The 26,450-nt window shown below is 65.1% G+C and carries 21 protein-coding genes; 17 read left to right on the top strand and 4 right to left on the bottom strand.

The annotated features are described in order from the left end of the window. Window positions 1-41: 41 nt before the first annotated feature. Together CAG33_RS25500 and CAG33_RS25495 are read left to right on the top strand one after the other, a co-directional pair. Window positions 42-1,172 carry an alanine--glyoxylate aminotransferase family protein gene (locus CAG33_RS25500; RefSeq protein WP_085634121.1) on the top strand — a complete coding sequence of 377 codons (1,131 nt, stop codon included), beginning with the start codon at window positions 42-44 and terminating at the stop codon, window positions 1,170-1,172. 13 nt (window positions 1,173-1,185) lie between these two features. Then, window positions 1,186-3,474, top strand: a complete 2,289-nt coding sequence (locus tag CAG33_RS25495) for an FAD/NAD(P)-binding protein (protein WP_085641004.1) — start codon at window positions 1,186-1,188, stop codon at window positions 3,472-3,474. Here the strand turns inward: CAG33_RS25495 and CAG33_RS25490 are convergent. Then, a complete protein-coding gene (locus CAG33_RS25490; RefSeq protein WP_085586607.1) occupies window positions 3,431-4,549 on the bottom strand; it encodes a histidinol-phosphate transaminase in 1,119 nt (372 codons plus the stop codon). The two genes, CAG33_RS25495 and CAG33_RS25490, sit on opposite strands and share 44 nt — an antisense overlap. Before the next feature lie 290 nt (window positions 4,550-4,839). On the opposite strand from CAG33_RS25490, the gene CAG33_RS25485 reads away from it, so the two are divergent. From CAG33_RS25485 to CAG33_RS25475, 3 genes are all read left to right on the top strand, one after another. Then, a complete protein-coding gene (locus CAG33_RS25485; protein ID WP_170930072.1) occupies window positions 4,840-5,613 on the top strand; it encodes a methyltransferase domain-containing protein in 774 nt (257 codons plus the stop codon). A gap of 131 nt (window positions 5,614-5,744) precedes the next feature. Further along, the gene (gene solA / locus CAG33_RS25480) at window positions 5,745-6,896 is read left to right on the top strand and encodes an N-methyl-L-tryptophan oxidase (RefSeq protein ID WP_085641002.1); all 1,152 of its coding nucleotides are present in this window, start codon (window positions 5,745-5,747) and stop codon (window positions 6,894-6,896) included. A gap of 72 nt (window positions 6,897-6,968) precedes the next feature. Next, window positions 6,969-7,604 carry a hypothetical protein gene (locus CAG33_RS25475; protein ID WP_139833042.1) on the top strand — a complete coding sequence of 212 codons (636 nt, stop codon included), beginning with the start codon at window positions 6,969-6,971 and terminating at the stop codon, window positions 7,602-7,604. Window positions 7,605-7,634: 30 nt separating this feature from the next. On the opposite strand, the gene CAG33_RS25470 is transcribed toward CAG33_RS25475, so the two are convergent. Continuing rightward, on the bottom strand, window positions 7,635-8,573 hold the full coding sequence (locus tag CAG33_RS25470; protein ID WP_085641000.1) for an NAD-dependent epimerase/dehydratase family protein: 939 nt from the start codon (window positions 8,571-8,573) through the stop codon (window positions 7,635-7,637). Between the two features lie 232 nt (window positions 8,574-8,805). On the opposite strand from CAG33_RS25470, the gene CAG33_RS25465 reads away from it, so the two are divergent. Continuing rightward, window positions 8,806-10,320 (top strand): sensor domain-containing diguanylate cyclase, encoded by a 1,515-nt coding sequence (locus CAG33_RS25465; protein WP_085633775.1) that lies wholly within the window; start codon window positions 8,806-8,808, stop codon window positions 10,318-10,320. A gap of 15 nt (window positions 10,321-10,335) precedes the next feature. On the opposite strand, the gene prpR is transcribed toward CAG33_RS25465, so the two are convergent. Then, a complete protein-coding gene (gene prpR / locus CAG33_RS25460; protein ID WP_085640998.1) occupies window positions 10,336-12,288 on the bottom strand; it encodes a propionate catabolism operon regulatory protein PrpR in 1,953 nt (650 codons plus the stop codon). A gap of 203 nt (window positions 12,289-12,491) precedes the next feature. On the opposite strand from prpR, the gene CAG33_RS25455 reads away from it, so the two are divergent. The 9 genes from CAG33_RS25455 (at window position 12,492) to CAG33_RS25415 (ending at window position 22,633) form a co-directional block, all read left to right on the top strand. Further along, on the top strand, window positions 12,492-13,550 hold the full coding sequence (locus tag CAG33_RS25455) for a phosphotransferase family protein (protein ID WP_085640996.1): 1,059 nt from the start codon (window positions 12,492-12,494) through the stop codon (window positions 13,548-13,550). Then, window positions 13,547-13,903, top strand: coding sequence for a DUF6285 domain-containing protein (locus CAG33_RS25450; RefSeq protein WP_085586594.1), 357 nt, complete (start codon window positions 13,547-13,549; stop codon window positions 13,901-13,903). The genes CAG33_RS25455 and CAG33_RS25450 overlap by 4 nt, the downstream gene beginning before the upstream one ends. 53 nt (window positions 13,904-13,956) lie before the next feature. Beyond that, a complete protein-coding gene (locus CAG33_RS25445) occupies window positions 13,957-15,129 on the top strand; it encodes an acyl-CoA dehydrogenase family protein (protein WP_085640994.1) in 1,173 nt (390 codons plus the stop codon). Further along, window positions 15,129-15,896 carry an SDR family NAD(P)-dependent oxidoreductase gene (locus CAG33_RS25440; protein WP_085640992.1) on the top strand — a complete coding sequence of 256 codons (768 nt, stop codon included), beginning with the start codon at window positions 15,129-15,131 and terminating at the stop codon, window positions 15,894-15,896. The genes CAG33_RS25445 and CAG33_RS25440 overlap by 1 nt, the downstream gene beginning before the upstream one ends. Window positions 15,897-15,990: 94 nt before the next feature. Then, window positions 15,991-17,649 carry an acyl-CoA synthetase gene (locus CAG33_RS25435; RefSeq protein ID WP_256575588.1) on the top strand — a complete coding sequence of 553 codons (1,659 nt, stop codon included), beginning with the start codon at window positions 15,991-15,993 and terminating at the stop codon, window positions 17,647-17,649. Between the two features lie 151 nt (window positions 17,650-17,800). Beyond that, window positions 17,801-18,958: an iron-containing alcohol dehydrogenase gene (locus CAG33_RS25430; protein WP_085633769.1), complete on the top strand. Its 1,158-nt coding sequence runs from the start codon at window positions 17,801-17,803 to the stop codon at window positions 18,956-18,958. A gap of 10 nt (window positions 18,959-18,968) precedes the next feature. After that, complete coding sequence (locus CAG33_RS25425; protein ID WP_085640990.1) at window positions 18,969-20,300, top strand: APC family permease; 1,332 nt, start codon at window positions 18,969-18,971, stop codon at window positions 20,298-20,300. Between the two features lie 89 nt (window positions 20,301-20,389). Further along, window positions 20,390-21,643, top strand: a complete 1,254-nt coding sequence (locus tag CAG33_RS25420; RefSeq protein WP_085640987.1) for a diaminobutyrate--2-oxoglutarate transaminase — start codon at window positions 20,390-20,392, stop codon at window positions 21,641-21,643. 138 nt (window positions 21,644-21,781) lie between these two features. Beyond that, window positions 21,782-22,633 (top strand): aminotransferase class III-fold pyridoxal phosphate-dependent enzyme, encoded by an 852-nt coding sequence (locus CAG33_RS25415; RefSeq protein ID WP_256576754.1) that lies wholly within the window; start codon window positions 21,782-21,784, stop codon window positions 22,631-22,633. Between the two features lie 19 nt (window positions 22,634-22,652). Here the strand turns inward: CAG33_RS25415 and CAG33_RS25410 are convergent, their stop codons facing one another. Beyond that, entirely contained in the window at window positions 22,653-23,291 is a 639-nt protein-coding gene (locus CAG33_RS25410) for a paraquat-inducible protein A (protein ID WP_085640985.1), read from the bottom strand. 226 nt (window positions 23,292-23,517) lie between these two features. Here CAG33_RS25410 and CAG33_RS25405 point away from each other — a divergent pair, with 226 nt between their 5' ends. Both CAG33_RS25405 and CAG33_RS25400 read left to right on the top strand, forming a co-directional pair. Further along, the gene (locus tag CAG33_RS25405) at window positions 23,518-24,138 is read left to right on the top strand and encodes a paraquat-inducible protein A (RefSeq protein WP_085640983.1); all 621 of its coding nucleotides are present in this window, start codon (window positions 23,518-23,520) and stop codon (window positions 24,136-24,138) included. Further along, a complete protein-coding gene (locus CAG33_RS25400) occupies window positions 24,131-26,443 on the top strand; it encodes a PqiB family protein (protein ID WP_085640981.1) in 2,313 nt (770 codons plus the stop codon). Before CAG33_RS25405 ends, CAG33_RS25400 begins: the two co-directional genes overlap by 8 nt. Window positions 26,444-26,450 lie beyond the last annotated feature (7 nt).

Raw genomic sequence — 26,450 nt, 5'->3', positions numbered from 1 at the left:
TTCTGAATGTCAGTCCACTGACTCAGGGAGGAGGTTTGCATATGGCTTCTACACAGGGTGCGGCCGATAAACGCCAGGTATTGATGAACCCGGGGCCTGTCACAACTCAAGAGCGTGTTCGATTGTCGTTGGCGGGGCCCGACCAGTGTCATCGTGAGCCGGAGTTTGCAGCACTGATGACGGCCGTCCGGCAAAAGATCACCCAAGTGTCGGGGGGCGATGACCGGTACGCATCGGTCGTGCTGACCGGTTCAGGCACCGCGGCGGTCGAAGCGACGATGGCGTCGGTGATACCGGACGGCGGCACCGTGCTGATCATCGACAACGGACACTACGCCGAGCGTCTGCATGACATCGCCAAAATCCACGCCATCGCCAGCGTTCGGTTGACGCTGGGCTGGAGCGTGCCGGTCGATAAGGAACTGATCGACAGAACCCTCCGTGAAAACCCCGGCGTCACTCATGTGGCCGTGGTCCATCACGAGACCAGCACCGGCATGCTCAATGACATTGTCGGGTTGGCCGCCATTGCCCATCGGCACGGCTGCAAAATGATTGTCGATGCCGTCAGCAGCCTGGGGGCTGAACCGATCGACCAGTCACGTGATGGCATCGACTGGCTGATCGGCTCCGCCGGCAAGTGCATCGAGGGGATGCCGGGCCTGTCATTCGTGTGCGCTCTCAAAGCGGATTTCGCGTCCCTGAAAGCCCACAAGGCACGTACGTTTTACCTTGATCTGCATCGCCATTTCACTGCGCAAGAGACCTCCAACGCACCGGCGTTCACACCCGCCGTTCCCCTGTTCTACGCACTGGACACCGCGCTGGACCTGCTGTTGGCGGAAGGGGTGGCGGAACGAAACTCGCGCTACCGTCGGTTGGCGACGCGCCTGCGCGACGGTTTGACCCGACTAGGGCTGAGCATTTTGCTGGCTCCCGAACACCGAGCGGTCGGCCTGACCACGGTCGGCTTGCCGGAGGGTGTCCACTATGCGGATCTGCACCCGGTGCTGAAAAGCGCCGGGTACGTCATCTACACCGCCCAGGAACATCTGGCGAACAGGTTCTTCCGGCTGTCCACCATGGGGTGCATGTCCGCGGAGGAGATCGACGGCTTCCTGGAGACGATGGCGCAGTTTCTGTCTGTCCGGCCTGTAACGCACGATCGTTGAGACGGGGTTCGCGATGAATAATCTTTCTGTGAACGGCAGGCCATACCGGCTTGCTGTGGTCGGTGGCGGCCCCCGAGCGGTCTATGCGATGGAGCGTCTGTCGGCGACGCTTGAGCGGCTCGGCCCTGATGCGGAGCTGGAAGTGTACCTGTTCGAGCGCAGCGGTGAATTCGGTGCGGGCCAGGCGCACAGTGGCTCCCAACCCAAGACGAGCTATCTCAACAGGATCGCCGGCCAGGTGAGTTTCGCTGCCGATGAAAGTGTCACGGATGCGGGCCCCCTCCGTGCGGCGCACAAGCGTCCGACATTGCACGAGTGGTGTCGGCGCCAGTATGCGTTGACCGGCCATCGCGATTTCGATCTGGGCCCCACCGACTGGCCCAAGCGCTATGTCCATGGGCTGGCCCTTCAGGACATGCTGATGGACTTCATTCGTGACATAGACGCCGATTCCCGAGCCAAGGTGATCCTGCGCCCGACCGAGGTGGTCGATGTCCTCGCCGAAGACGCACGGTTCCATGTCGAAGATTCGGCGGGCGAGGTGTTCCTCGTCGATTATGTGCTGCTGCTGACGGGGCACACCCACCATGATCCGGACCGGTGCGACGACGCCAGAGCGTTGATCGAGTTTGCCCGGCGCCACGAGCAGGCCGCCTACGTCCCTTTTGCCTACCCGCTGGACAGGGCGCTTCCGTCGCCCACCCAGGAAAGGCCCGAAACGGTCGGCTGCTGGGGCATGGGCCTGACCGCGATCGATGTGATCCTGCATCTGACGGAGGGGCGAGGGGGGTGGTTCTCCAGGGCGCAAAACGGCGGCTTGCACTATCAGCCCAGTGGCCGGGAACCGTCCTCCATCCTGGCGTTCAGCCATTCGGGCCTGTTTACCTTTGCGCGCCCGGAAAACCATAAGGAGACCGGCCCGGTGAACCTGGAGCATCAGGGGGTCTTTTTTACCAGGGAGACCGTTGACCGCTTGCGCCGAAAGCTCGCCGGCCGGCGCAGCGAAGCCGAGAAGGCACGGCCGCAGTTTGATTTTGACGCGGACCTGTTGCCCGTGCTGAAGCTGGAGATGGGCTACCTCCACTACCTCACACTGTTCGGGCCTTCGATCGAGGTTCTGGTTTCGGCACGCGTGCTGCCTGACTTTCAGGCGCATGCCGCCAATGAAGCCACCTTGCCCGCTGACTTCGACGGACTCGCCGCGATTGAAGGCATCGTCGATGAGGTGACGGCGGTGCTGTCCCGGGTGCTGACCGGGCAAGCGACGGTGGCGCAAGCCCAGCGGCAGGCGGCCGGGTGGTCGGTCGAATGCGTTCTGGACCACTGGATCGGTGTCGTTCACGGTGCCGAGGCGCGGGAACAGGCGCGCATGCAGCTGCATGACCCCGCAGGCCTCGCCGGTATCGCCCAAGCCTGGTCGTCGCCTTGGCGGCTGGAGAATGATGTGCGCGGGAACAGGTTCTGCTGGGAACTGACTATCAATCCCGTTTCGCCGAGCGATTGTGCTGACGGGCACGCGTATCGCGCAGCGGTGCTCGACTTCATGGACCGCGATCTGCTGTGGGCGGCTCAAGGAAACCTGCACAACCCCCATAAGGCTGCCGCAGACGGCGTCTGGCGGGATCTGCGCTCGGTGATCTCCCATGCGATTGACGACGCCGGGCTGACAGCCGCCTCTCATCAGCGCTTCCAGCGAGAGTACTTGAGCATCCACAACCGGCTTTCAAACGGCGCTGCGGCGCAGATCATGGAAAAAGTCCGGGCGTTGATAGAGTGCGGTCTGCTGGATGTCGGCATCGGCCCGGGCGCGGTGGTCGAAACCGATCAGGCGCATGGCTGTTTCACGGTCAGAGGGGCGCAGACCGGGAGGCTGGCCAGGGTGGATACGCTGATCAACGCAAGGCTTCATCCCTTTGACCCCCGCAAGGACGCATCAAGGCTGTACCGAAACCTGATTGCCCGAGGGACAGTGCGCATGTGGGCCAACGACTCATTGCCGGGAGAACGCTACGTGCCTGGCGGGATTGATTTGACAGACGACCATCACCCGATCCGCAAGGATGGAACGGTCGAGACGCAGATCACGGTGCTGGGCCCGCCGGCGGAGGGCGGGAAGTCGTTTCTGCTGTCGGCGCTGCGTCCCTCGCAGAACCACTACGTGATGCAGGACATCCTTAAATGGCTGAAGGGGTTCTGGGGGCATGTGCAGGCGCAAACATCCGCAAGCAGCCCCGAGACAAGCTCGGGGCACGAGCCGGTCAGGCGGCCGGAGCGGCCAGAACCGAAACCAGCGCCTCTTTGAAGGCGTGCATTTCAGCAGCGGTTCCAATGGAGACCCTCAACCATCCCGCAGGGCCGGCTTCACGGATGAGTACCCCCCGTTCAAGCAGGCCCTGCCAGACGGCATGGCGGTCATCGAAACGTCCGAACAGGACAAAGTTAGCGTCAGAATCAGCGACCTCCAGGCCGATGGAGCGCAGCCAGGTCACGGTTCTGTCCCTTTCTTGTCTCAGTTCATCCACGTTGGCCATCAAGGCGTCACGATGTGAAAGGGCGGCACGGGCCACCGCCTGGGTGACGGCCGAGAGGTGATAGGGCAGCCGAACGATGCGCAGGGCATCGACAATCGCGGGGGAGGTCGCCAGATAACCGAGACGACCGCCGGCCAACGCGAACGCCTTGCTCATTGTCCGGCTGACAACCAGGTGAGGGTAGCGGGGCAGAAGAGACACCGCGCTGGGGACACCGGCGCGCCGGAACTCGGCATACGCTTCATCCACGATGACGATGCCGGGGGCGGCGGCCAGGACGGATTCGATCTCGGGAAGGGTCAGTGCGGTTCCCGTGGGGTTGTTGGGGGAGGTCAGAAAGATCACTGAGGGGTTATGGACATTGATCAAATCCAGCACGTGTCCGATGTCCAGGCTGAAGTCTTCCTGGCGTCGCCCCTCCACCCATTGAGTCAGTGAGTTGCGCGAGTACTCGGGGTACATGGGGTAGGTCGGGGCGAAAGAGAGCGCAGTGCGCCCGGTGCCGCCAAAGGCTTGCAGGAGTTGCTGCAGGACTTCGTTGGAGCCGTTGGCCGCCCACACGTTCTCGGCCTGCAACGGTGTCCCGGTGTCTTCGCTCAGGTAGGACGCCAGGTCGCCGCGCAACCCCAGGAACTCTCGGTCGGGGTAGCGATTGATGTTCTGGACGGCGAGCGTCACGGCTTTGGTGATTTCAGCGACAACTTTTTCCGAGGGAGGGTAGGGGTTTTCATTGACATTGAGTTGCACCGGAACGTCGAGCTGAGGTGCTCCGTAAGGCGTTTGTCCTCGCAGGTCACTGCGCAGCGGGAGACTGTCCAAGTGGGTACTTTTCCATTGTTCCTTCATGTGTTCCTCGTGCGGTCGTCAGAAAAAACGGGGCGGGCAACTGTTGTCGGCAGAACGAAAAAACGTTCGTCTGCCTATGTTGTTCTGGCTGTATCGCAGGATGTTAATTCAATTGCATTGGCGCAGTCGTTGCTTTTGACAATATTTGTCAGGTCGGTGTTCTTGATAAACAAGTCATTGGGGAGTGGTCATGTAATTGTCATAAAACGATGTTAACAATGATTGTTTTTTGTTCTTTTAGTGTGGGGCTCTGACTTCACTATTCATTTCAAGACAGGATGGACGAACATATGTCGGCGGTTATGGATGAGCGTTATTCGCGCAAAGTGGCATTGCGACACGAGCGACTCTACGGGCATGGGTATCAGGGCCCGGGCAGCGAGGCGGTTTTCGACCGACTGGCCGCCAGGCTCGACCTGAGGCAGGGGTTGAGCGTGCTGGACGTCGGGAGCGGGCTGGGCGGAGACTGCCTTCGACTGGCTGAAAAATTCGGTGTCGCGGTGGTCGGCCTGGACGCGGCACCGGACATGACCGGGATATGCCTTGAGCGTTACCGAAACTCGCCGATCAAAGGCGTAACGTTTACGACCGGCGATGTACGGACGACAGCGCTGCTGGAACCCGCCTCGTTCGACGTGGTGTGGACCCGGGACTGCGGCGCGTTCTGGAGCGAGCAAGAAAAGGCGGATATCTGGGGGCGTTTACATCAGGCACTGCGGCCGGACGGGCAAGTTCTCATAACGGACTATTGCAAAGGGCCTGCTGAGTCGACGGCGTTCGACAACATTATGGATGCCTGGGGCCAACATATGATGTTGCCGTCGCGCTATATCGAAATCCTGACCGCCGCCGGTTTCACCGATATCGTCTTGAGTGATCGAACCGAGGATCTATTGAACAGTATGCTGGAGGGAAGGGAACTGTTGCTGACGCAAAAGGAACTGTTCATGCAGGACTTGTCCTCGGCTGAATACGACAATTTGCTGGATCGCTGGAACAAGAAAATCGGTTTCGCCCGCGATGGACTGCTGGTGTGGACAGTGCTTGCCGCACGCCGTCCCTGAATCACACGGCATCGATCGAACACGGCAAAGGATTGTGAGGTGCCTCGGAATGCCTTTGCCCTTGCGACGTTTTTCAGCGCCGGCAGCGTTGCCGGAAATGCCGCCAGGGTTGGCGGGAAGGAGAGAATGCCATGTCTGATCGCTTTGACGTTGCGGTCGTCGGACTAGGGGTAATGGGGGCGATGGCGACATGGCAGGCTGCGGAGCAAGGGGCGAAGGTCATAGCGTTCGAACAGTTCGACCCCGGGCACCCCAATGGCGCATCGCACGGCGGGTCGAGGATCTTCCGGACACTGGGGGCGGAGGGCAAGCATTATGTCCCGCTTGCCAAAACGTCCCTCGCTCTTTATCAGGCGCTGGGTCAAAAGAGCGGTCAGTCGCTCCTGACCCTGTGCGGCGGCCTTACCGTCGCACCCGGTGAAAGCCGCCTCATCGCAGACGCCATGGCAAATGCCGCTGCCCACGGCATCCGGTTCGAGTGCCTGACCCGACAGGCCATGGGCCTGCGCTTTCCTCAGTTTTCACTCGCAAGCGGCGATCTGGGCCTGTATGAGCCTAGCGCCGGGGTGATCCGTCCTGAGGCGTCGGTGCTGGCGGCCATCGCCGTCGCTGTTCGGCAGGGTGCGCGGATCGAAAGGCGCTCCCGGTGCCTGGACATACAGGCCGACCGGGCGGGGAAGCCCCTGAAGCTGATCACCGACACCGGGACGTTCAATGCATCGAAAGTCATACTGGCGACGGGGGGCTGGTTCAACCATTTTGCCCGTAAGCTGGACTGCCCCATCCGCCTGCAGCGCTCGACGCTGTCATGGTTCAAGTCCCTCGAAGATCCGTCAGGCTACGGGCCGTCGTCCTTTCCCGTGTTCACCTACAAGAGCGGGGCGCTGGATGGCTGGGGGATCCCCGACATCGACGGCATGGGCGTGAAAGTCGGCGTAAGCAGCGCTTCCATCGAGAAAAAACTATGGCTCGACCGTCCGGAAGACAACAAGGGCAGGCAACCGGACGACAAGGAACTGCAACCGGTCAGCGATTTTGTCGCAGCGGCGTTGCCGGGGCTCTCGGCCCGCCCGGCCTTCGCTCGGCCTTGCATGAGCGCACAGGCGCCTGACGGGGACTTTATCCTCGGGCAGTCCGATCGGTTGCCTGGTTTCGTATTGTGCGGCGGCTTTGCCGGCCATGGCTTCAAGCATGCGCCGGCAGTAGGATTGGCCGCCGCCCAGCTGGCGCTGGAGGGGGCGACGACGGTTCCGATCCAGGCGTTCAGCCCGGATCGTTTCTGAGCGAACGCTCCAGTGCATGAGCGCGCCAATGACGGCGTTGCCCGATACGGTCACAAAGGACAGGGGTACAGAATGGACTCAAGCACAATCAATGCACCGGACAGACTGGATGTCGTTGGGCGAAGCGTTTCGGTCGCGGTCATCGGCAAACCGACACGCCCGACGGCCTATGTCGATTCGCGTTTTTTCCATGGCGTTCGCCATGCCGGCGAAGACACGCTTTTCTGGGAAGGAAAACCGATGTTTCCGCTGCTTCAGATCAGGGTCGATGAACTGCCTTTTGTCCCCGTGCAATTGAGGCACATCGCAGTCCTGGTGTTGTACATGAACCTTCAGAGCTACCCATTCGGACAGCCTCATGGCCAGGGCTGGGCCATCCGCGAATACGCTTGCGCCGAGGGGTTGTCGGCGGTTCACAACGTTCTGTCCCCCGATCATTCCTACCCGATCCATTGGCGCAAGGCGCACGAGGGGGCCGATGCATTTCAAAGCCAGACAGCGGGGCGTCCCTGCGACGGGGCGGCCGGCCATTGCACCGGAACCAAGGTGGGTGGCTATCCTTCTGAAATCCTGCGCACCTCCAGGCTCGACGAGTTCGTGTTTCAGATCGCTTCGGAATCGTTGATCAACTGGAAATGGGCAGAGAACGGTGTCGGCTTGTTCTTTCGCTCGGCCCAGGGCGAGTGGCGCTGGTCCTGTGAGTTCTGAACAGCGATTCGTCTCGATGTGCCGGCACGGTCAGCCCATGCTGCGGTCAGGGCCGGTCAGTATCCGGGTGAGCCCTTCGCGATAGGTCGTGACCTCGAACTCCGGAAAACGCCGCTTGAACTTCGAGGAGTCGAACAGGTTGTCGTGCTCGTACCGCGGCAGCAGTTCGCGCAGTTCGCGCACTGGTTTGACGAACAGGCCGGCGGCCGTCAGCGTCCATTTGCCGAGCACCTTGTAGGTCGGTTCCCTGCCGACGATGCCGGATGCCAGGGCCACGAATTGCTTGTAGGTGAGGCGGTCGTCGTCGCAGGGCAGGTGCCAGGTCTGGCCGTAGGTGTCCGGTGCGTTCCCCAGCGCGGCCAGGGCGCGGCTGGCGTCCGGGGTCCAGATCAGCGTGCGCTTCGTATCGTCCCGCACGGGCACGCGGGGCGTCTTGCCGGCCTTGAGGTTGTCGAGGATCAGCGCGTTGGTGAAGCTCTGGGTCTTGCCTGGCCCATAGAACTCCGGAGCGCGGCCGATGACGACCGGGATCTCGCTTCGCTGCATTTCCCGCAGGACCATGGACGCCATCTGTGCGCGCACCCGGCCTTTGCGGCCGAACGGCTCGAACGGAGCGTCCTCGGTCAGCACGCGCGCATCCTGCGGGTACATGTAGGTGTTATCGAAGTACACGAACTTCGCCCCGGCCGCGCGGGTCGCGTCGAGTGCGTTTTGCAGCATCACGGGGAATTGGGTTTCCCACACCTGGGTGTCCGGCGGCAGCCCGGCGGTGAAGTAGACGATGCTGCTGTCTTTCACTGCCTTGGTCGCTTGTTCGGCATCCAAAAGGTCGGCCGGCGCCAAGGTGTCGGTGTCATTGACCTTGAGGGGCTTGCGGCTGACGAGCCGGATGTCTTGCGTATGGTTTCGGTGCAGTTCGCGAACCAGCTCCATGGCGATCTGGCCGGTTGCTCCCAGGACGGTTTGCATGGTGTTTCCTATGAGGATTGAGGATGTCGAGTCGGGGTGGTGTGCACCCTAAGATTAAAGCTGCCTTTAAGGTCAAGCGCATTCTTTGGGCGGCGGCGGGCAAACCAGGAGCCCGACGGGCGGATTTTTCGCCGGCCGCCTAAAGTTCGGACGGGCCCGGCAGAAAACTCGTAGGCCTCGCCGGGCGCTCCGTCCAGTGATCGACCCCTTCGGTTTGCAGACTCCCACCGCCATGAATGCCTTGTTGCTGTCACCCCACCTGATCGGTACCAACATCCTGATTGCCAGCGCCATCATTTGCCTGGCCCTGTGGTACTACTCGCGGCCCCATCCGGGGCCCGGCCTTTGGACGTGCGGCGTCCTGCTGGTGACGGTGGGCCAGTACCTGGCGCAGGGCACCGCCTATACGGCCTCGCTGCCCTACAACGTCTTGTGCCACAGCTTGCTGACCGCGGGAGAAACGGTGCTGGTCATCGGCGTGTTCCGCTTCCTCGGCCGCCCCACGCCCTGGTGGCTGATACCGGTGACTTTCCTGGCGGCGGCGCCCTGGTGGCTTTGGCACTGGCTTTTGCAGCCGTTGGAGACCGGTGACGTGGTGGCCCTGTACGCGTTCCTCAGCGCCTTCATCCGGGGAATGGCTTGTTATGCGCTGCTGCGGCTGCCGGGCGACCGTCGGCTGCACAGCGCGCGGATCTTCGCCGCGCTGATGTTTGGCTTGCTGGCCTTGAGCGCCGCCGGCAGCGGGGTGCTCGGTCTGTTCGAGGGGTTGTCGCAAAGCCAGGGGCGCCAAGACGTCGAGCCGGCCGCCGAAATGCTTGCCTACAACGTGGGTTATCCGTTGTGGATCCTGTGCCTGTTCGGCCTGACGCTGCTCAGCCTGCGCCGCTTCCTTTTGGCGTCCCAGAGCAGTGCGGTGCGTTTCGAGCGCCTGATGAACATCACGAGCGCCGCCGTGGTGATCGTGCGCGACGGCCGGATTGTCGATGCCAACCCGGTGCTCAAGCACCTGTTCGGCTGTCCGCGGGAATTTTTGTACGAGCGTCCGCTGGTAGACCTGTTCGAAACCGACGAAGACTTGCAGAAACAGCTGGGCCGCTGCGACGGTGTGCCGATGGACCGGGTGGCGGTGCGCTGCGACGGCAATCGGTTCGCTGCGGAGCTGACGGTCGCGGCGCTGGACGATGGCACCCAGGTGGCGGAGATCCGCGACGTCAGCGGCCGCAAATCCCTGGAACAGGAACTGCGCCGGACCGCCGCGCGGGACGCCTTGACCGGCGTCCTCAACCGCCGGGCCTTCATCGAGCAAGCTCAGCTTGAACTGGCCAAAACCCGCCAACAAGGCCGTCCGGCGTGCCTGGCGATGTTCGACATCGATCACTTCAAGCGCGTCAACGACACCCATGGCCACCTGGTGGGCGACCAAGCGCTCAAGGCCTTCAGCGCCGTGTGCGAAAGCCATGTCCGGCGCACAGACCTGTTTGCCCGCTATGGCGGCGAGGAGTTCGTGCTGTTGCTGCCGCAGACCGACCGTGAACAGGCCTTGGCCTTGCTGGAACGCCTGCGCGAGACCTGGAGCCAGCACCGGTTGCCGGTGCCCGGCGGCGAGCTGGCGTCGACCGTCAGCATCGGCATGGTGCAGCTCGACGGCGACGCTTCGCTTGAGCATTGGGTCAGCCTGGCCGACCAGGCCCTGTACCGGGCCAAGCATGAGGGGCGCAACCGCACGCGGGTGCATGCGGCCGAGTGAGCCCTCAATGCCTCATCACTGAACGGAGCGCAGCCGTCGCCACAACGTGGTCCGGCTGATGCCGAGCCGGCGCGCCGCTTCATCGAGGTTGCCCTGACAACTGTCCAGCGTTTCCTGCACGTGCCGCAGTTGCGCGGCCTTGCCGATCATCTGCAAGTCCGATTCCCGTGAAGACGTTTTCGGGGCCGGGGTCAGGGCTGGGCCTTCGCACAGTTCGGGCAGCACGCGGGCCAGGTATTGCTCGTCCAGGCCGTGGTCGTGCAGCAGTTCGCGGGCGGAGAGCATCGCCCGTTCGATCACGTTCTCCAGTTCCCGGACATTGCCCGGCCAGGCATAACGGCTCAGGTGCGGGAGCAGGGCGGCCGGGATGTCGGCGGCCCCCAGGGGCTGGCCCTGAACCAGCAGGCGCTGGCTGATGCCCCGGCAGATGAGGGCGATGTCCTCTGGCCGTTCGCGTAGCGGGGTGGTCTGCAGGCGCAGGATGTTGAGGCGGTAGTAGAGATCGCTGCGAAAGTCGCCTTCGTCCATGGCGGTGCGCAGGTTCTGGTGGGTGGCGGCGATGATCCGCACGTCGATGGAGATCGGCTCGGTGCCGCCCAGGCGCAGCACCTCGCGCTCTTGCAGCACGCGCAGAAGGCGGGTCTGCAACGACACCGGCATGTCGCCGATCTCGTCGAGAAACAGCGTGCCGCGGTGCGCCGCTTCGAACAGGCCGGGCTTGCCGCCCTTGCGCGAACCGCTGAAGGCGCCTTCCTCGTAGCCGAACAGTTCGCTTTCCAGCAGCGACTCCGGGAACGCCGCGCAGTTGATGCCGACAAACGGGCCCTGCCGGCGGGGGCTCTCGTTGTGGATGCCTTGGGCCAGCAGTTCCTTGCCGGTGCCGCTTTCGCCGGTGATCAGGATCGTCGAATGGCTGGCCGCGAACCGTTTGGCCAACTGCAGCATGTCGCGGTTCGCCTGGCTGTTGCCGGCCAGTTGTTCAAGCCGGTAGCGGGCCGTGAACGCGCCCGGACGGCGGGTGGAACGGATGCGTTGGTCGGCGCGCTGCACGGCGGTGATGTCCTGGCAGGTCAGGACCAGGCCGGTGCGCTCGCCGTTCTCAAGGATGGGCAGCAGGTTGCTGACCACCGCATGGGAGCCGAGCCGGATCACCCGGTTTTCCTCACCGCTGCCGTCCTCCAATGCCTGCGGCAGGTCCAGTTCGGGGCACAGCTGCTGCAAGGGGCGGCCCAGCGCTTCGCCGGCCGGCAGATCGAGCAAGTGGGCAAGGGCCGGGTTGAGCGATTGCACCACGCCTTGGTTGTCGACCGCCGCCACGCCGGTGGGGATGTGCTGCAGCACGGCGTTCAAGTGGCGACGCTTGGCGATCTCGATGCGTTGGCTGTCGAGGATGCCCAACGCCTCTTCCAGTGCCTTGCGCACGGTGTCCTCGCTCAGCGACAGCACGCCGTGCAGGCCGGCCTGCAGCGCCAGTTCCACCACCGTCGACGAACCGATGATGCTGCGGCAGCCCAGCCGGGCGGCGTGTTCGACCGCTTGGCGGGCTTCTTCCAGCGAGGTGTAGGCGGCCTGGTGCACCTGCACGGTGAACAGCGCGTTCATGGCTTGCAGGTCGTGGTTGATGCTGTTGTAGCTGAGCAGGGCCACTTGCGGGGAGTGCTCGCGGGCCCGCCCCAGCGCCCGCAGCAGGTCATCGCCGCCGACGTGCATCGTCAGCACCGGCCGCGCCAGGTGCTTGCGCAGGTAGGCGGCCGTGGCGCCGGCGCAGACGAACACATCGGCTTCGCCGCGCTGTTCCAGCTCGCGGGCGGTCTGCAGCGCTTCGGACACCGAGGTGTCGAGCACTTCAATGTGCGTGTCGGGGTAATCCCCGGTGAGCCCGGCCACCACTTGGGCGAGGCGGCTGCGTTGCCGGGGGCGTTGCAGGTGGCTGATCAGCACGACGACCTTGGAGGCGGGGGAGTGCATGGCGAGACCTGTTCAGGAGTGAAATGTCCCAATACTGAACCAAATCATTGCAGGTGTGAAACGCCGGTTGCGTTCATACCTACCCGCGAAAGATCTCAGACGCCCGAACCGCGTGGCCTCTAGCCCGTCGCCGCAAAGTTGGCCCAAGCATTGCTCTAGCTGACCCAACAACTTCAAAAAGTGCAGGCGGGGCCCTTGGATCCATGAGCAGTTCCCTAACTAAGCATCAGGCTGATGATTCGTTCTCGACCAAGACCAGCGACGGGAATCTGGTCGACTTCATCCGCCAGCAAGCCGAAGCGACCCGGGTGGTCATTGAGGCCCGCAAACGCCTGAGCGGCGGCGCCATCCAGGAAAACTGGCTGCTTGAACTGCAGATCGAAGGCGGCCCGTGGGCCGGCGCGCGGCGCTGGGTGTTGCGCAGCGACGCGCTCTCGGCGCTGCCGGCCAGCCTTGGCCGCGAGCAGGAGTTCGCCGTGCTGCAAGCGGTGCACCAGGCCGGGGTGAAAGTGCCGCGGCCGCTCTGGCTGTGCCGTGACACGAGCGTCCATGGGCGGGTGTTCTTCCTGATGGAACATGTGCCGGGCATTGCGGCCGGACGCCTGCTCAGCGCCGACGCGGGCCCCCAAGGCCGGACGCGCCTTGCCGCTCAACTCGGTGCCAACCTGGCGCGTCTGCATCAGCTTCGCCCGCCGTGCGCCGCGCTGGCGTTCCTGCCCGTACCGGAGGTGTCGCCGGCCCTGAGCACCGTCAGCGCCTACCGCCGTTACCTCGACACCCTCGACGAGGCCTATCCGGTCCTGGAGTGGGGCCTGCGTTGGTGCGAGCTCAACGCACCGCGCAGCACGCACCTTTGCCTGCTGCACCGCGACTACCGCACCGGCAACTACCTGGCCAGCGAACAAGGGCTGGAGGCGGTGCTGGATTGGGAGTTCACCGGCTGGGGCGACCCTTGCGAGGACCTGGGCTGGTTCACCGCCCGTTGCTGGCGCTTCACCCGGCCGGACCTGGAGGCGGGCGGCATCGGCCGGCTTGAGGATTTCCTGGCCGGCTACCACTCGGTTTCGCCGCTGCGCATCGAACCCGGCCAACTGCATTACTGGCAGGTCATGGCGACGTTGCGCTGGGCCGTGATCGCCCTGCAGCAAGGCCAACGCCACCTGTCCGGCGAAGAGCCTTCCCTTGAGCTGGCACTGACCGCGCGCCTACTGCCGGAGCTCGAACTCGACATCCTGAACCTGACCTGCGGAGACGCGCCATGACCCAGCCGAACGCCCATGAACTGCTGGAGATCGCCCGTCAGACCCTGCTGGAACAGCTGCTGCCTGCGCTGCCCGGGGAACTGCGCTACCCGCTGCTGATGATCGCCAATGCCATGGCCATCGCCGCCCGCGAAAACCGTCTGCAAGCCGATGCCCGCTGCCAGGAACTGGCGTTGCTCAGCGTCCTGACCGGTGACGGCGGGGCGCCGCTGCGCGAGGCCCGCCGGCAACTGGCCCGGGACATCCGCCAGGGCCATCACGATGCCGCGCACAGCCAGCGCTCGCTGACCGAGGCCTTGCGCCAGATGACGCTCACCCGGCTGGCGATCAGCAATCCCAAAGCCGTGCCGTGAGCGCCGCGCCGCCCTCCATTTCCCGAACTGCCAAGAGAAAAAGAAGGATAACCATGAACTTCACCCTCCCGGACGAGCTGCTTGAACTGCAGCGTAAAACCCGCGAATTCATCGCCGAGCAGGTCATCCCGTTCGAGAACGACCCGCGCCAGAGCGCCCATGGCCCCAGCGACGCCCTGCGCGTGGACTTGCAGGCCCGCGCCCGGGCCGCCGGCCTGCTGACGCCCCACGCCAGCCTTGAGATGGGCGGTCTGGGCCTGAGCCATGTGGCCAAGGCAATCGTGTTCGAGGAGGCGGGGTATTCGCCGCTGGGCCCGGTGGCGATGAACATCCATGCCCCGGACGAAGGCAACATCCACCTGATGGACGTGGTGGCCACCGACGCGCAGAAGGACCGCTGGCTGCGGCCTCTGGTGCAGGGGCACGTGCGTTCCTGTTTCGCCATGACCGAACCGGCGCCGGGCTCGGGCTCCGACCCTTCGATGCTGCGCACCACCGCCGTCCGCGACGGCGACGATTACCTGATCAATGGCCGCAAATGGCTGATCACCGGGGCCGAGGGCGCCGGCTTCGCCATCATCATGGCGCGCATGGAGGACGGCACCGCGACCATGTTCCTCACCGACATGCAGCGCGAAGGGATCGTCCATGAACGTCAGTTGGACTCGCTGGACAGCTGCTTCACCGGCGGCCACGGGCAGTTGCGCTTCGACAACCTGCGCGTGCCGGCGAGCGACGTGCTGGGGGAGATCGGCAAAGGCTTCCGTTACGCCCAGGTGCGCCTGGCGCCGGCACGCCTGACCCACTGCATGCGCTGGCTGGGGGCGGCGCGACGCGCCCATGACATCGCCTGCGACTACGCACGCACCCGGGAAACCTTCGGCAAGCCGCTGGGCGAACACCAGGGCGTCGGCTTCATGCTGGCCGACAACCTGATGGACCTGCACGTGGTGCGCCTGGCGATCTGGCACTGCGCCTGGGTGCTGGACGAGGGCGGGCGCGGCAACGTCGATTCGAGCATGACCAAAGTGATCAGCGCCGAAGCGCTGTGGCGGGTGGTGGACCGTTGCGTGCAGGTCCTGGGCGGGCGCGGGGTCACCGGGGAGACCGTGGTGGAACGGATCTTCCGCGACATCCGCCCATTCCGCATCTACGACGGCCCGAGCGAAGTGCACCGCATGAGCCTGGCGAAGAAGCTGCTCGACCAACGTCTGGGGGATCGGTGATGCAACCCTCTATTGCCCGACTGTTCGACCTTGAGGGGCGCCGCGCCTTGGTCACCGGCGCCTCCAGCGGCCTCGGCCGCCATTTCGCGATGACGTTGGCCGCCGCCGGCGCCGAAGTGATCGTGACGGCCAGGCGCCTGGAGCCGTTGCAGACGCTGGTGGCGGCGATCGAGGCGGCCGGCGGCCGTGCCCGGGCCTTCGCCCTCGACGTGACCTGCCGCGATGACGTCTGCCGGGTGCTCGATGCCGCCGGATCGCTGGATGTGCTGGTCAATAACGCCGGAGTCAGCGACAGCCAGCCTTTGCTGGACTGCGACGACCAGGCCTGGGACCGCGTGCTGGACACCAACCTCAAAGGCGCCTGGACGGTGGCCCAGGAAAGCGCCCGGCGGATGATCGCCGCCGGGCACGGCGGCAGCCTGATCAATGTCACTTCGATTCTCGCCAGTCGGGTGGCGGGGGCCATTGCGCCGTACGTGGCGGCCAAGGCCGGCCTGGCCCACCTGACCCGCGCCATGGCCCTGGAACTGGCGCGCCACGGGATCCGCGTGAACGCCTTGGCGCCGGGGTACGTGATGACCGATCTGAACGAGGACTTCCTCACCGGCGAGGCCGGCGAAAAGCTGCGTCTGCGCATTCCCGGCCGCCGCTTCAGTCAGCCGCAGGACCTGGACGGTGCGTTGCTGCTGCTCGCCAGCGATGCCGGCCGGGCCATGAGCGGCGCCGAGATCGTGGTCGACGCCGGGCACCTGTGCAGCAGCCTGTGAGGCGCCCTAACGCAAGAACAACAAGAACCCGCAACGGACAGGAGGTGTGTATGAATGTGCGATGCCTGGGCGATGTCTTGATGGAGGGGCGGTCATGATGACCTCGACCTTCGAGCACGGACTGGCCCCCAACGAAGCCAACCATGTGCCGCTGTCGCCGCTGTCGTTCCTCAAGCGCGCCGCGCAGGTGTACCCGGAACGCGATGCGGTGGTCTACGGCGAGCGGCGCTACAGCTACCGCCAGTTGCACCAGCGCAGCCGCGCCTTGGCCAGCGCCCTGGAGCACGTCGGGGTGCGGCCGGGTGAGCGTGTGGCCATTCTGGCGCCGAACGTCCCGGAAATGCTGGAGGCCCACTACGGCGTGCCCGGTGCCGGGGCCGTGCTGGTCTGCATCAACATCCGCCTGGAGGCACGCAGCATCGCTTTCATCCTGCGCCACTGCGCCGCGAAGGTGCTGATCTGCGACCGCGAGTTCGGCCCGGTGGTCCGCCAAGCCTTGGCCCTGCTCGATTCGCCGCCGCTGCTGGTGGGGATCGACGACAGCCAGGCTGAGGGGCCGGCTCACGATCTGGACTGCAGCCTGGACTACGAAAGCTTCCTGGCCCAAGGCGACCCCGGCCGACCGCTGACCGCGCCGCAGAACGAATGGCAGTCCATCGCCATCAACTACACCTCGGGCACCACCGGCGACCCCAAGGGCGTGGTGCTGCATCACCGGGGCGCCTACCTCAATGCCTGCGCCGGGGCGCTGATCTTTCAGCTCGGCCCGCGCAGCGTCTACCTGTGGACCTTGCCGATGTTCCACTGCAACGGCTGGAGCCACACCTGGGCGGTGACCCTGTCCGGTGGCACCCATGTGTGCCTGCGCAAGGTGCAGGCCGATGCCATCCACGCTGCCATCGCCGAGCACGGGGTGACCCACTTGAGCGCCGCCCCGGTGGTGATGTCGATGCTGATCCACGCCGAGCACGGCAACTCGGCAACGCCGTCGACGAGCGTGTCGGTGATCACCGGCGGGGCGGCGCCGCCCAGTGCGGTGATCGCCGCGATGGAGGCGCGCGGCTTCAACATCACCCACGCCTACGGCATGACCGAAAGCTACGGCCCCAGCACCTTGTGCCTGTGGCAGCCGGGCATCGACGAGCTGCCGCTGGAGGCCCGGGCCCGGTTCATGAGCCGCCAGGGCGTCGCCCACCCGATGCTCGAAGAGGCCACGGTGCTGGACATGGACACCGGCCGGCCGGTGCCTGCCGATGGCGCGACCCTGGGCGAGCTGGTGGTGCGCGGCAACACCGTGATGAAAGGCTACCTGGACAACCCGCAGGCCACCCGCGATGCCCTGGCCGACGGCTGGCTGCACACCGGCGACCTGGCCGTGCTGCACCCGGACGGTTATGTGGAGATCAAGGACCGGGCCAAGGACATCATCATTTCCGGCGGCGAGAACATCAGCTCGCTGGAGATCGAAGAAGTGCTCTACCAGCACCCGTCCGTGATCGAGGCCGCCGTGGTGGCGCGCCCCGATGCGCGCTGGGGCGAAACCCCGCACGCCTTCGTCACCCTGCGCGAGGACGCCTTGGCCGACATCAGCGGCGACGACCTGATCCGCTGGTGCCGCGAGCGCCTGGCGCACTTCAAGGCGCCGCGGCATGTGTCGTTGATGCCGCTGCCGAAGACGGCCACCGGCAAGATCCAGAAATTCGTGCTGCGCGAGTGGGCACGGCAACAGGAGACCGCCGATACCGGATCCTGACGGCTGCACATTGAACAACAACAAGATCAACACAGGACGTGACCCCGGCGTTGCACACGCCGGGATTCGGGCAGGACGTACAGCCCGGAAGATGTAACTGCCGAGAACCCGAACAACGACAAAAACTGAGCCTGACCGGCAAGAGGTACGTATGAAATTCCAATTCCTACTCCCCACCAAAGTCGTCATGGAACCTGGCCTGCGCGAGCGCACGGGCGAGCATCTGCGTGAGCTGGGCCTTGCGCGCGTCCTCATCGTGACGGACGCCGGGGTCAAGGCCGCCGGGCTGTTGACCGGCATCTACGCCAGCCTGGACGCGTCGGGCATTGCGTTCGAGGAGATCTCGGACGTCAAGGCCAACCCCCGCAGCGATGACATCAACCGCACGGCGCAGGCACTCCGGGGCCGAGGCATCGACGGCCTGCTGGCCATCGGCGGCGGCAGCGCGATGGACGCCGCCAAGGCCTTGAGCGTGCTGCTCACCCACGACGGCCGGATCGAAGATTACGAAGGTTCCTTCAAGCTCACCCACGGGGTGCTGCCGATCGTGGCGATCCCCACCACGGCGGGCACCGGCAGCGAGGTGACGTGCTTCTCGGTGATCACCGACACCGCGCGCCACTTCAAGATGAACCTGTTGGACTACCGGATCGGCCCGGTGCTGGCGCTGCTCGACTCGAACATCACCGCGACGCTGCCGTCGGCCATCGCCGCCGCGACCGGCATGGACGCCCTGACGCACGCCATCGAGGCCTACACCTGCCGCGTGTCGAACCCGATCAGCGACGGCCTCGCGCTGCATGCCATCCGCCTGATCAGCCAACACTTGAAGGCCGCCGTGCAGGAGCCGGACAACCTGGAGGCCCGCGAGCAGATGCTCGTGGCCAGCCTGATCGCCGGCATGGCCTTCGGCAACGCCGACGTCGGCAGCGTGCACTGCATTTCCGAGGCCATCGGCGGCATGTACGACACGCCGCACGGCGTGGGCAACGCGATCTTCCTGCCGTTTGTGTTCGGCCACAACATCGATGCGGACCTTCTGCGCCATGCCCAGGTCGCCTACGCGCTGGGCATCGACCCGAGCCTGGCGCCGGCCAGCGCCGCCCAAGCGGCGGTCGAGTACCTGTTCCAGATGAGCAAGGCCCTGGGCATCCCCCGTTTCGCCGACGTGAAAGGGGTACGTGAAGAGGACTTCCTGACCATCGCCGACAAGTCGAAGAAGAACTTCTCCGACCCCAGCAACGCCAAGGCCATGACCGTGGAGACTTATCACGCGATCATCGTCGCCGCTTACCGCTTCGCCGGTTGAGGGGGAGATCATGAGCCAGTCATCTTCCGATGCTTCGTTGAAGCGCGCCCTGGGCCCGTTTTCCGTGCTGCTGTTCGGTCTGGCGTTCCTGGCGCCGCTGATCGTGTTCGGCACCTACGGGGTGATCTCCCAGGCCAGCGAGAACACCACGGCCTTGTCCTACGCGATTGCCGCGCTGGGCGTCATCGTCACCGCGTTGAGCTACGGCCGCCTGGTCCGGGTGTTCCCGGCCGCCGGTTCGGCCTACACCTATACCCGCAAGATGCTGAACCCGAACCTTGGGTTCATGGTGGGCTGGGCGGCGCTGCTCGATTATTTCTTCATCCCGATGCTGATCTGGCTGCTGGGGGCCAGTTACCTCAGCATGGCCTTCCCGGATGTGCCGCAGTGGGTGTGGATCGTCGGCTTCATCGTCTCCAGCACGGTGCTCAACGTGCTGGGCATCCAGGTGGCCAACCGCTTCAACATCATGTTGATGGTTGTCCAGATGGCGATCATCGCGGTCTTCATCGGCCTCTGCTGGCACTACATCGTTGCGGCCAACGGCCCCGGCGGGCTGCTGTCGGCCAGTCCGTTCTTCAACCCGGACGTGCCGTTCGCCACGACCATGGCCGGTGCAGCCATCGCCGCCTATTCGTTCCTGGGCTTCGACGCGCTGTCCACATTGAGCGAGGAGACCAAGGATCCGAGCCGGACGATTCCGCGGGCGATCCTGCTGGTCGCGGTGATCGGCGGGGTGCTGTATGTGGGCTCGTCGTACTTCATGCACCTGACGCATCCCTCCATGGCGTTCGCCAACGTGGACGGCGCGGCGTTCGAGATCGCCCGGATGATCGGCGGCGATGTGTTCTTCGCTGCGGTGCTGGCGGGGATCATCATCGCGCACTTCGCGGCGGGGCTGTCGTTCCAGGCGAGCGTCGGCCGGCTGCTGTACGCCCTCGGCCGGGACAACCAGCTGCCGCGCAAGCTGTTCGGCAGCTTGCACCCTCGCTTCCGCACGCCGGTGTTCAACATCCTGCTGTCCGGGGCGTTCGGCACCGTGGGGTTTGCCCTGACGATCGCCACCGCAACGTCCCTGGTGAACTTCGGCGCCTTCGTCGCGTTCACCGCGGTCAACCTGTGCGCCTTGCGGCTCACCTTCGATGCCGGATACCGGGACGGCGCCGGACTGCTGCGGGGCGTGATCCTGCCGGTCATCGGCGTGATCACCGCCGGCTGGATGCTCATCAGCCTGGACAAGGATGCGCTGATCCTGGGGTGCGCCTGGCTGGGCATCGGCACCGTTTACCTGGCGTGCCGCACCGGTTTCTTCCGCAGCCCCGTGCCGGACGCCTTGGCTTAGGTTTCCCTCCATCCATCGACACAAGGGATTGTGAATCCCCCGGGCCTGTCAATTCCAGACAGGCCCGGATCCATTGCAAGAGGCTACGCATGAACAACATAGAGACCTTCGAAAAGCTTGAATCCAACGTGCGGATGTATTGCCGCGACCTGCCCGTGGTGTTCGATACCGCCCTGGGCAGCAAGATCCGCGGCGAAGACGGCCGCGACTACCTGGACTTCTTCGCCGGGGCCGGCGCCCTCAACTACGGCCACAACGACCCGCGCATGCGGGACGCCTTGATCGAGTACCTGTCGGCCAACGGCATCACCCATGCCCTGGATCTGCACACCGGCATGAAGCGCCGCTTCCTGGAGTCGATCAAGCGCGACCTGTTCGATCCGCGCAGCTGGGACTACAAGGTGCAGTTCACAGGCCCCACCGGCGCGGACGCCGTCGAGGCCGCGCTGAAGCTGGCGCGCAAGGCCACCGGGCGCAGCAAGGTCGTCTCGTTCTATGGCGCCTACCACGGCATGACGGCCGGGGCCCTGGCCGTCACCGGCAACCGTACCCGGCGCGGTGCCGCGTTGTCCTCTGAGGTGATTTTCGTGCCCTACGAGGACAGCCCGTACGGCGAGTTCGACAGCATCGGCTTTCTCGAACGCCTGGCCGACGACCAGGCTAGCGGAACGGAACTGCCTGCGGCGGTCATCGTGGAGTCGGTGCAGATCCAGGCGGGCGTTTATGCGGCCTCGGACCTCTGGCTGCAACGGCTGCGCCAGTGGACCTCGGACCACGGCGTGCTCCTCATTTGTGACGAGGTTCAGGCCGGCTGCGGCCGCACCGGCGACTTCTTCGGCTTCGAGCGCTCAGGGATCCAGCCGGACCTGGTGACCTGCGCGAAATCCATCGGCGGCTTCGGCCTGCCGATGGCCATCGTGCTGATCCGCTCCGCCCTGGACGTGTGGCAGCCGGGCGACCACATCGGCACGTTCCGCGGCAATCAGTTGGCGTTCCTGACCGCGCAGATCGCCCTCGGCTACTGGCACGACGAGGCCTTCCTGAAACTGCTGGCCGAGAACATGGCGCTGATGGAGCGGGGCGTGGCCGACATCGCCGAAATCCCCGGCGTCGTCGGCGCGCGCTGCCGTGGGATGGTGGCCGGCATCGACTTCGGCCGCGGCAACGTCGCGCTGACCAAGGACGCCCAGCAACGCGCCCTGCGGGCAGGCCTGCTGGCCGACCGCTGCGGGCCGAACGGGGAAATCATCAAGCTGATGCCGCCGATCAACACGCCGACCGATCAGTTGGGTGAGGGCCTGAAGATCTTCGCCGAATCGGTCGCCGCCGCACTGAGCCAGTAAACCGGCCAGCCCCTTGCAGCGCGCCGAGGTTGGCGCTGCAAGGGGCCTTATCGCCCCCACTTCGCAGCAGGAAAATCCGCGAATGAACAGCGTGACTTCCCGTCGATCCACCGCGATTTCGATCTGCCGGCGATTCCGGTGCACCACCTGACCTGCCCCAACTATTACCGCCTCGCCAAACCGGGGGAGTCGCAAGAGGCGTTCTCGTTGCGCCTGGCAGAGGAACTGGAGCGGCACATCCTGGTGGAGGGGCCTGAGACCATCGCCGCGTTCATCGGCGAGCCCGTCATCGCCGCAGGCGGCGTGCTGCCGCCGCCCAAGGGCTATTGGGCGGCGATCCAGGCAGTGTGCAAACGCTACGACATCCTGCTGGTGATCGACGAAATCGTCACCGGCTTCGGCCGGCTCGGCACGATGTTCGGTTCCGAGCTGTACGGGATCCAGCCCGACATCCTGGTGCTGTCCAAGCAGCTCACCTCATCCTATCTGCCGCTGGCGGCGCTGCTGGTGTCCGATGCCCTCCATGACGTGCTGGTGAGCCAAAGCGAGCGGCTGGGGGCGTTCGTGCATGGCTTGACCGCCACCGGGCATCCTGTCGCCACGGCCGTGGCGCTGGAGAACATCCGCATCATCGAAGAGCGCGATCTGGTGGGCCATGTCCAGCGCTTGGCGCCTGTGTTCCAGGAGCGGCTGCAGGCCTTCGCCGATCACCCGCTGGTGGGCGATGTGCGGGGCGTCGGCCTGATGGGCGGGATCGAGCTGGTGGCGGACAAGGCGCGCAAGCAGCCGTTCAGCCAACCGGGGATCCTGGGCAGCTACGTCTTCAGGCAGGCCCACAAGCATGGGCTGATCGTTCGTGCCATCTACGACACCATCGCGTTCTGCCCGCCGCTGATCACCACGCAGGACGACGTGGACGCGATCTTCGAAGCGTTCGGCAAGACACTGCATGACGCGACGGAGTGGGCCCATTCCCAAGGCCTGAACTGACGGCAGGCGCTGCCCGGCGTTAATCGTCGGACAGCGCCTCCCAGACCTGGTGGGACGGCATGCTCAGTTCCAGCCAGACCTGGGTCAGCAGCAGCGCGACGAAGCAGGCCAGGCCGATGCCCAGGCTCAGGTCGGCGATGTCGACCAGCTTGACGATGGAGACCAGGATCCCGAACAGGTAGACCTCAAGCATGCCCCATTCGCGCAGGTGGTGATAACTGCGGTACAGCTGCAGGCCAGCCCGGCGCGCCACCTTGAACCGCACGCTCAACAGCACCAGCAACTGGCACAGCAGCTTGAGCAGGGGGATGGCCATGCTGCTCAGCAACACCACCACCGCGACCCCCTGCATGCCGCTTTCGAACAGCCCGAGCACGCCGCCCCAGACTGTTTCGCTGCGGGTCTGCCCGAGCAGGCTCAGGTGCATGATCGGCAGGAAGTTGGCCGGAATGTAGAGGAGCAGGGCGGTCAGCACCAGCGCGAGGGAACGCCTCTGCCAGTGGGGGCGATGCACGGCCAGCTCGTAGCCGCAGCGCGGGCAGCAGCATTTCTCGCCGGGCGCGAGCGGTTCGCGGCGCATGAGCAGGTCGCACTCATGGCAGGCGAGCAGCGCGTCGAGGGGAAGGTCCGGCAAGCGGCCGGTAGGTAAAGGGGACATCGGGTGCCGGGTCTCTGGAAAAAGAACAGCCAAGATAAAAATAAATCATATGAGACAATATTGACTCATTAGGGATTGAAAAGTAGCATTCGCGCCGTTTTCAATCAAGCCTCAGGTGAGTCATGGGCACAGTGCGCGCAATCGGGAGCGGAGGTTCACGGGCCCAGGAGGGGCATCCGGCGTCTGTCGGCAATGGTTCGGCGCAAGCCGCGCGAGGAGGGTAGCCATGCGTGCGATCGATGCCGGCATCCAGGTCTGCGGCGACTGTCATCAGCTCAATCCCATCGACGCTCCGCAGCCTGCGCATTGCAGCCGTTGCGAGGCGCTGCTGCATGTGCGCCGCCCCGACAGCATCCGGCGCACCTGGGCCTTGCTGATCACCGCGACGATTCTCTACATCCCGGCCAACCTGCTGCCGATCATGACGGTCAGCGTCCTGGGCAAGGGCGCGCCGGCCACCATCATGAGCGGCGTCATCAGCCTGCTGCAGTTGGGGATGATCCCCATCGCCCTGGTGGTGTTCGTGGCCAGCATCGTGGTGCCCACCTTCAAGCTGGCCGGGATCGCGCTGCTGCTCTATTCGGTGCAGCGGCACCAGCCGATGTCCGCCCGCCAGCGGATCGTCATGTACCGCTTCATCGAGTGGGTGGGCCGCTGGTCCATGCTCGACATCTTCGTCATCGCCATCCTGGTGGCGCTGGTGAACTTCGGCAACCTGGCGCGCATCGAGGCCAACCTCGGCGCCGCCGCCTTCGCCGGCGTGGTGGTGCTGACCATGCTCGCCGCCCTGACTTTCGACCCCCGGCTCATTTGGGACAACACCGACGTGGACAATGAACATGAGTGACCTCCCCACCCCGACGAAACGCCCCACCTCCAACTGGTCGGCGATCTGGATTCTGCCGCTGCTGGCCTTGGTCATCGGCGCCTGGCTGACCTGGCGCGCCTATGACGAGGCCGGCCCGGTCATCCAGGTGCGCTTCGAGAGCGGCGACGGCATCCAGGCCAAGAAGACCGAGGTGCTGTACAAGGGCATCGCGGTCGGCAAGGTGGTGGAACTGAATGTCAGCGACGACATCAAGGGCGTGCTCGCCACCATCGAAATGAACAAGGAAACCCAGCATTACCTGAACGAAGACACCCACTTCTGGCTGGTCAAGCCGCGGGTGTCGCTGGCGGGCGTCACGGGCCTGGAGACGCTGGTCTCCGGGGTCTACATCGCCGTCGATCCAGCCAAGGGCGACAAGGGCGATCAAGGCGTGCGCGCCTACACGGCCCTGAAGGAGCCGCCGCCCATGTCCGAAAAGGTCCCGGGCCTGCACATCACCCTCAAGGCCGATCGCCTCGGTTCCCTGGAGCAGGGCAGCCCGGTGTTCTACAAGCAGATCCTGGTGGGCCAGGTGAAGAATTTTCAGCTGGGGGCGGATCAGCGCACCATCGAGATCAAGGTGCACATCGAACCGGCCTATGCGGACCTGGTGCGCAAGCACACGCGTTTCTGGAACGCCAGCGGCCTGTCGATCTCCGGCGGCCTGTCGGGGTTCAAGGTACGCAGCGAATCGCTGCTGACCCTGGCCGCCGGCGGCATTGCCTTCGCCACGCCGGACAACCACCGCGACAGCCCGCCCACCGACAGCAGCAAGCCTTTTCGCCTGTACGAGGACTATGACGCGGCCCAGGTCGGCCTGCGGGTGTCGCTGAAGATGAAGGACCTGAGCGACATCCAGCCGGGGCAGACGCAGGTCATGTACAACGGCGTGCAGGTCGGCCTGGTCAAGAACGTCGACATGAACCAGGACTTCAGCGGCGCCACCGCCGAGCTGGCGATGGACCCTCGGGTCGAGGCCATGCTGCTGGAGGGCACCGAATTCTGGACCGTCAAGCCGAACATCTCGCTGGCCGGGATCACCGGCCTGGACGCGCTGGTGAAGGGCAACTACATCGCCGTGCGTTTCCCCAAGAGCGGCGCGCCGCGGCGCGAGTTCAGCGTCCTTTCCAAGGCACCGGCCATGGACATCAACGTGCCGGGCCTGCACCTGGTGCTGACCAGCGACAAGCGCGGCTCGGTGGAGGTCGGCGCGCCGGTGCTCTACCGGCAGATCCGTGTCGGCAGCGTGCAGAGCTACCAACTGTCCGGGGACAACCGGCAGGTGATGATCGGGGTGCATGTCGAGCCGGAGTTTGCGCGCCTGGTGAACAGCTCCACGCGGTTCTGGAACGCCAGCGGCGTGACCCTGAGCGGCGATTTGACGGGCCTGAAGGTCAAGAGCGAGTCGCTGCAGACCCTGATCAACGGCGGCATCGCCTTCGACACCCCGGATGCGAAAGCGCCGGCCTCGGGCAAGGACCGGCGGTTCTCCCTCTACGACAGCGAAGAGGCCGCACTGGCCCAGGGCGTGGAGATCCAGCTGAGCGTCGAGGACGGCGAAGGCCTGCGCGAAGGCACGCCCATCCGCTTCAAGGGGCTGACGATCGGCAAGGTCGAGAGCGTCGACCTTAAGGCCGACCTGTCCGGCGTACAGCTCAAGGCGCGCCTGTTGCCCAATGGCGAATCGTTCGCCCGCAGCGGCACGCGCTTCTGGGTGGTGCGCCCGGCGCTGGGCCTGCTGCGCACGGAACACCTCGGCACGCTGGTCAGCGGGCCTTACATCGAGGCCTTGGCCGGCAGTCGTCCGGGAGAGCGCCAGACGCGTTTCCAGGCCCTGGCCGAAGCACCGAACCTGCTGGGGCAGGGCAGCGGCCTGCGCCTGACCCTGAGCGCCGTGGACAAGGGTTCGATCAAGCTCGGCAGCCCGGTGACCTACCGCAAGATGCCGGTGGGCAAGGTGGTCGACATGAACCTGGGGCCGCAGGCGGACCGGGTGCTGATCAGCGTCCTGATCGAGCCGCGTTACGCGCCGCTGGTGCACACCGGCAGCCGCTTCTGGAACGCCAGCGGAATCGGCATCGAGGCCGGCCTGTTCAAAGGGGTGTCGGTGCGCACCGAATCCCTGGAGGCCATGGTCGCAGGCGGCATCGCCTTCGCCACGCCGGACAACGGGCAAATGGGCGAGCCGGCCCGGCCGGGCCAGACCTTCGCGCTGTTCGAGGCCGTCGATGAGCAATGGCTGGCGTGGGCGCCCAAGATCCCGCTCAAGGAAACCGCGCAGTGATCGCGCC

The sequence above is a fragment of the Pseudomonas sp. B3(2017) genome, assembly GCF_002113595.1.
GTDB lineage: Bacteria > Pseudomonadota > Gammaproteobacteria > Pseudomonadales > Pseudomonadaceae > Aquipseudomonas > Aquipseudomonas ekonensis.
Note: the sequence above shows the minus strand (reverse complement) of the source record. Positions and strands in the feature narration are given on the sequence as shown.

Bases quoted from the DNA above. Each gene is read 5' to 3' on its own strand.
- prpR (WP_085640998.1), bottom strand. From the start codon at position 12,288: ATGCACTCCCCCGCCTCCAAGGTCGTCGTGCTGATCAGCCACCTGCAA.
- CAG33_RS25490 (WP_085586607.1), bottom strand. From the start codon at position 4,549: ATGAAGGAACAATGGAAAAGTACCCACTTGGACAGTCTCCCGCTGCGC.
- CAG33_RS25450 (WP_085586594.1), top strand. From the start codon at position 13,547: ATGACCCAGCCGAACGCCCATGAACTGCTGGAGATCGCCCGTCAGACC.
- CAG33_RS25500 (WP_085634121.1), top strand. From the start codon at position 42: ATGGCTTCTACACAGGGTGCGGCCGATAAACGCCAGGTATTGATGAAC.
- CAG33_RS25465 (WP_085633775.1), top strand. From the start codon at position 8,806: ATGAATGCCTTGTTGCTGTCACCCCACCTGATCGGTACCAACATCCTG.
- CAG33_RS25470 (WP_085641000.1), bottom strand. From the start codon at position 8,573: ATGCAAACCGTCCTGGGAGCAACCGGCCAGATCGCCATGGAGCTGGTT.
- CAG33_RS25405 (WP_085640983.1), top strand. From the start codon at position 23,518: ATGCGTGCGATCGATGCCGGCATCCAGGTCTGCGGCGACTGTCATCAG.
- CAG33_RS25435 (WP_256575588.1), top strand. From the start codon at position 15,991: ATGATGACCTCGACCTTCGAGCACGGACTGGCCCCCAACGAAGCCAAC.
- CAG33_RS25475 (WP_139833042.1), top strand. From the start codon at position 6,969: ATGGACTCAAGCACAATCAATGCACCGGACAGACTGGATGTCGTTGGG.
- solA (WP_085641002.1), top strand. From the start codon at position 5,745: ATGTCTGATCGCTTTGACGTTGCGGTCGTCGGACTAGGGGTAATGGGG.
- CAG33_RS25410 (WP_085640985.1), bottom strand. From the start codon at position 23,291: ATGTCCCCTTTACCTACCGGCCGCTTGCCGGACCTTCCCCTCGACGCG.
- CAG33_RS25420 (WP_085640987.1), top strand. From the start codon at position 20,390: ATGAACAACATAGAGACCTTCGAAAAGCTTGAATCCAACGTGCGGATG.
- CAG33_RS25430 (WP_085633769.1), top strand. From the start codon at position 17,801: ATGAAATTCCAATTCCTACTCCCCACCAAAGTCGTCATGGAACCTGGC.
- CAG33_RS25495 (WP_085641004.1), top strand. From the start codon at position 1,186: ATGAATAATCTTTCTGTGAACGGCAGGCCATACCGGCTTGCTGTGGTC.
- CAG33_RS25440 (WP_085640992.1), top strand. From the start codon at position 15,129: ATGCAACCCTCTATTGCCCGACTGTTCGACCTTGAGGGGCGCCGCGCC.
- CAG33_RS25425 (WP_085640990.1), top strand. From the start codon at position 18,969: ATGAGCCAGTCATCTTCCGATGCTTCGTTGAAGCGCGCCCTGGGCCCG.
- CAG33_RS25455 (WP_085640996.1), top strand. From the start codon at position 12,492: ATGAGCAGTTCCCTAACTAAGCATCAGGCTGATGATTCGTTCTCGACC.
- CAG33_RS25400 (WP_085640981.1), top strand. From the start codon at position 24,131: ATGAGTGACCTCCCCACCCCGACGAAACGCCCCACCTCCAACTGGTCG.
- CAG33_RS25485 (WP_170930072.1), top strand. From the start codon at position 4,840: ATGTCGGCGGTTATGGATGAGCGTTATTCGCGCAAAGTGGCATTGCGA.
- CAG33_RS25445 (WP_085640994.1), top strand. From the start codon at position 13,957: ATGAACTTCACCCTCCCGGACGAGCTGCTTGAACTGCAGCGTAAAACC.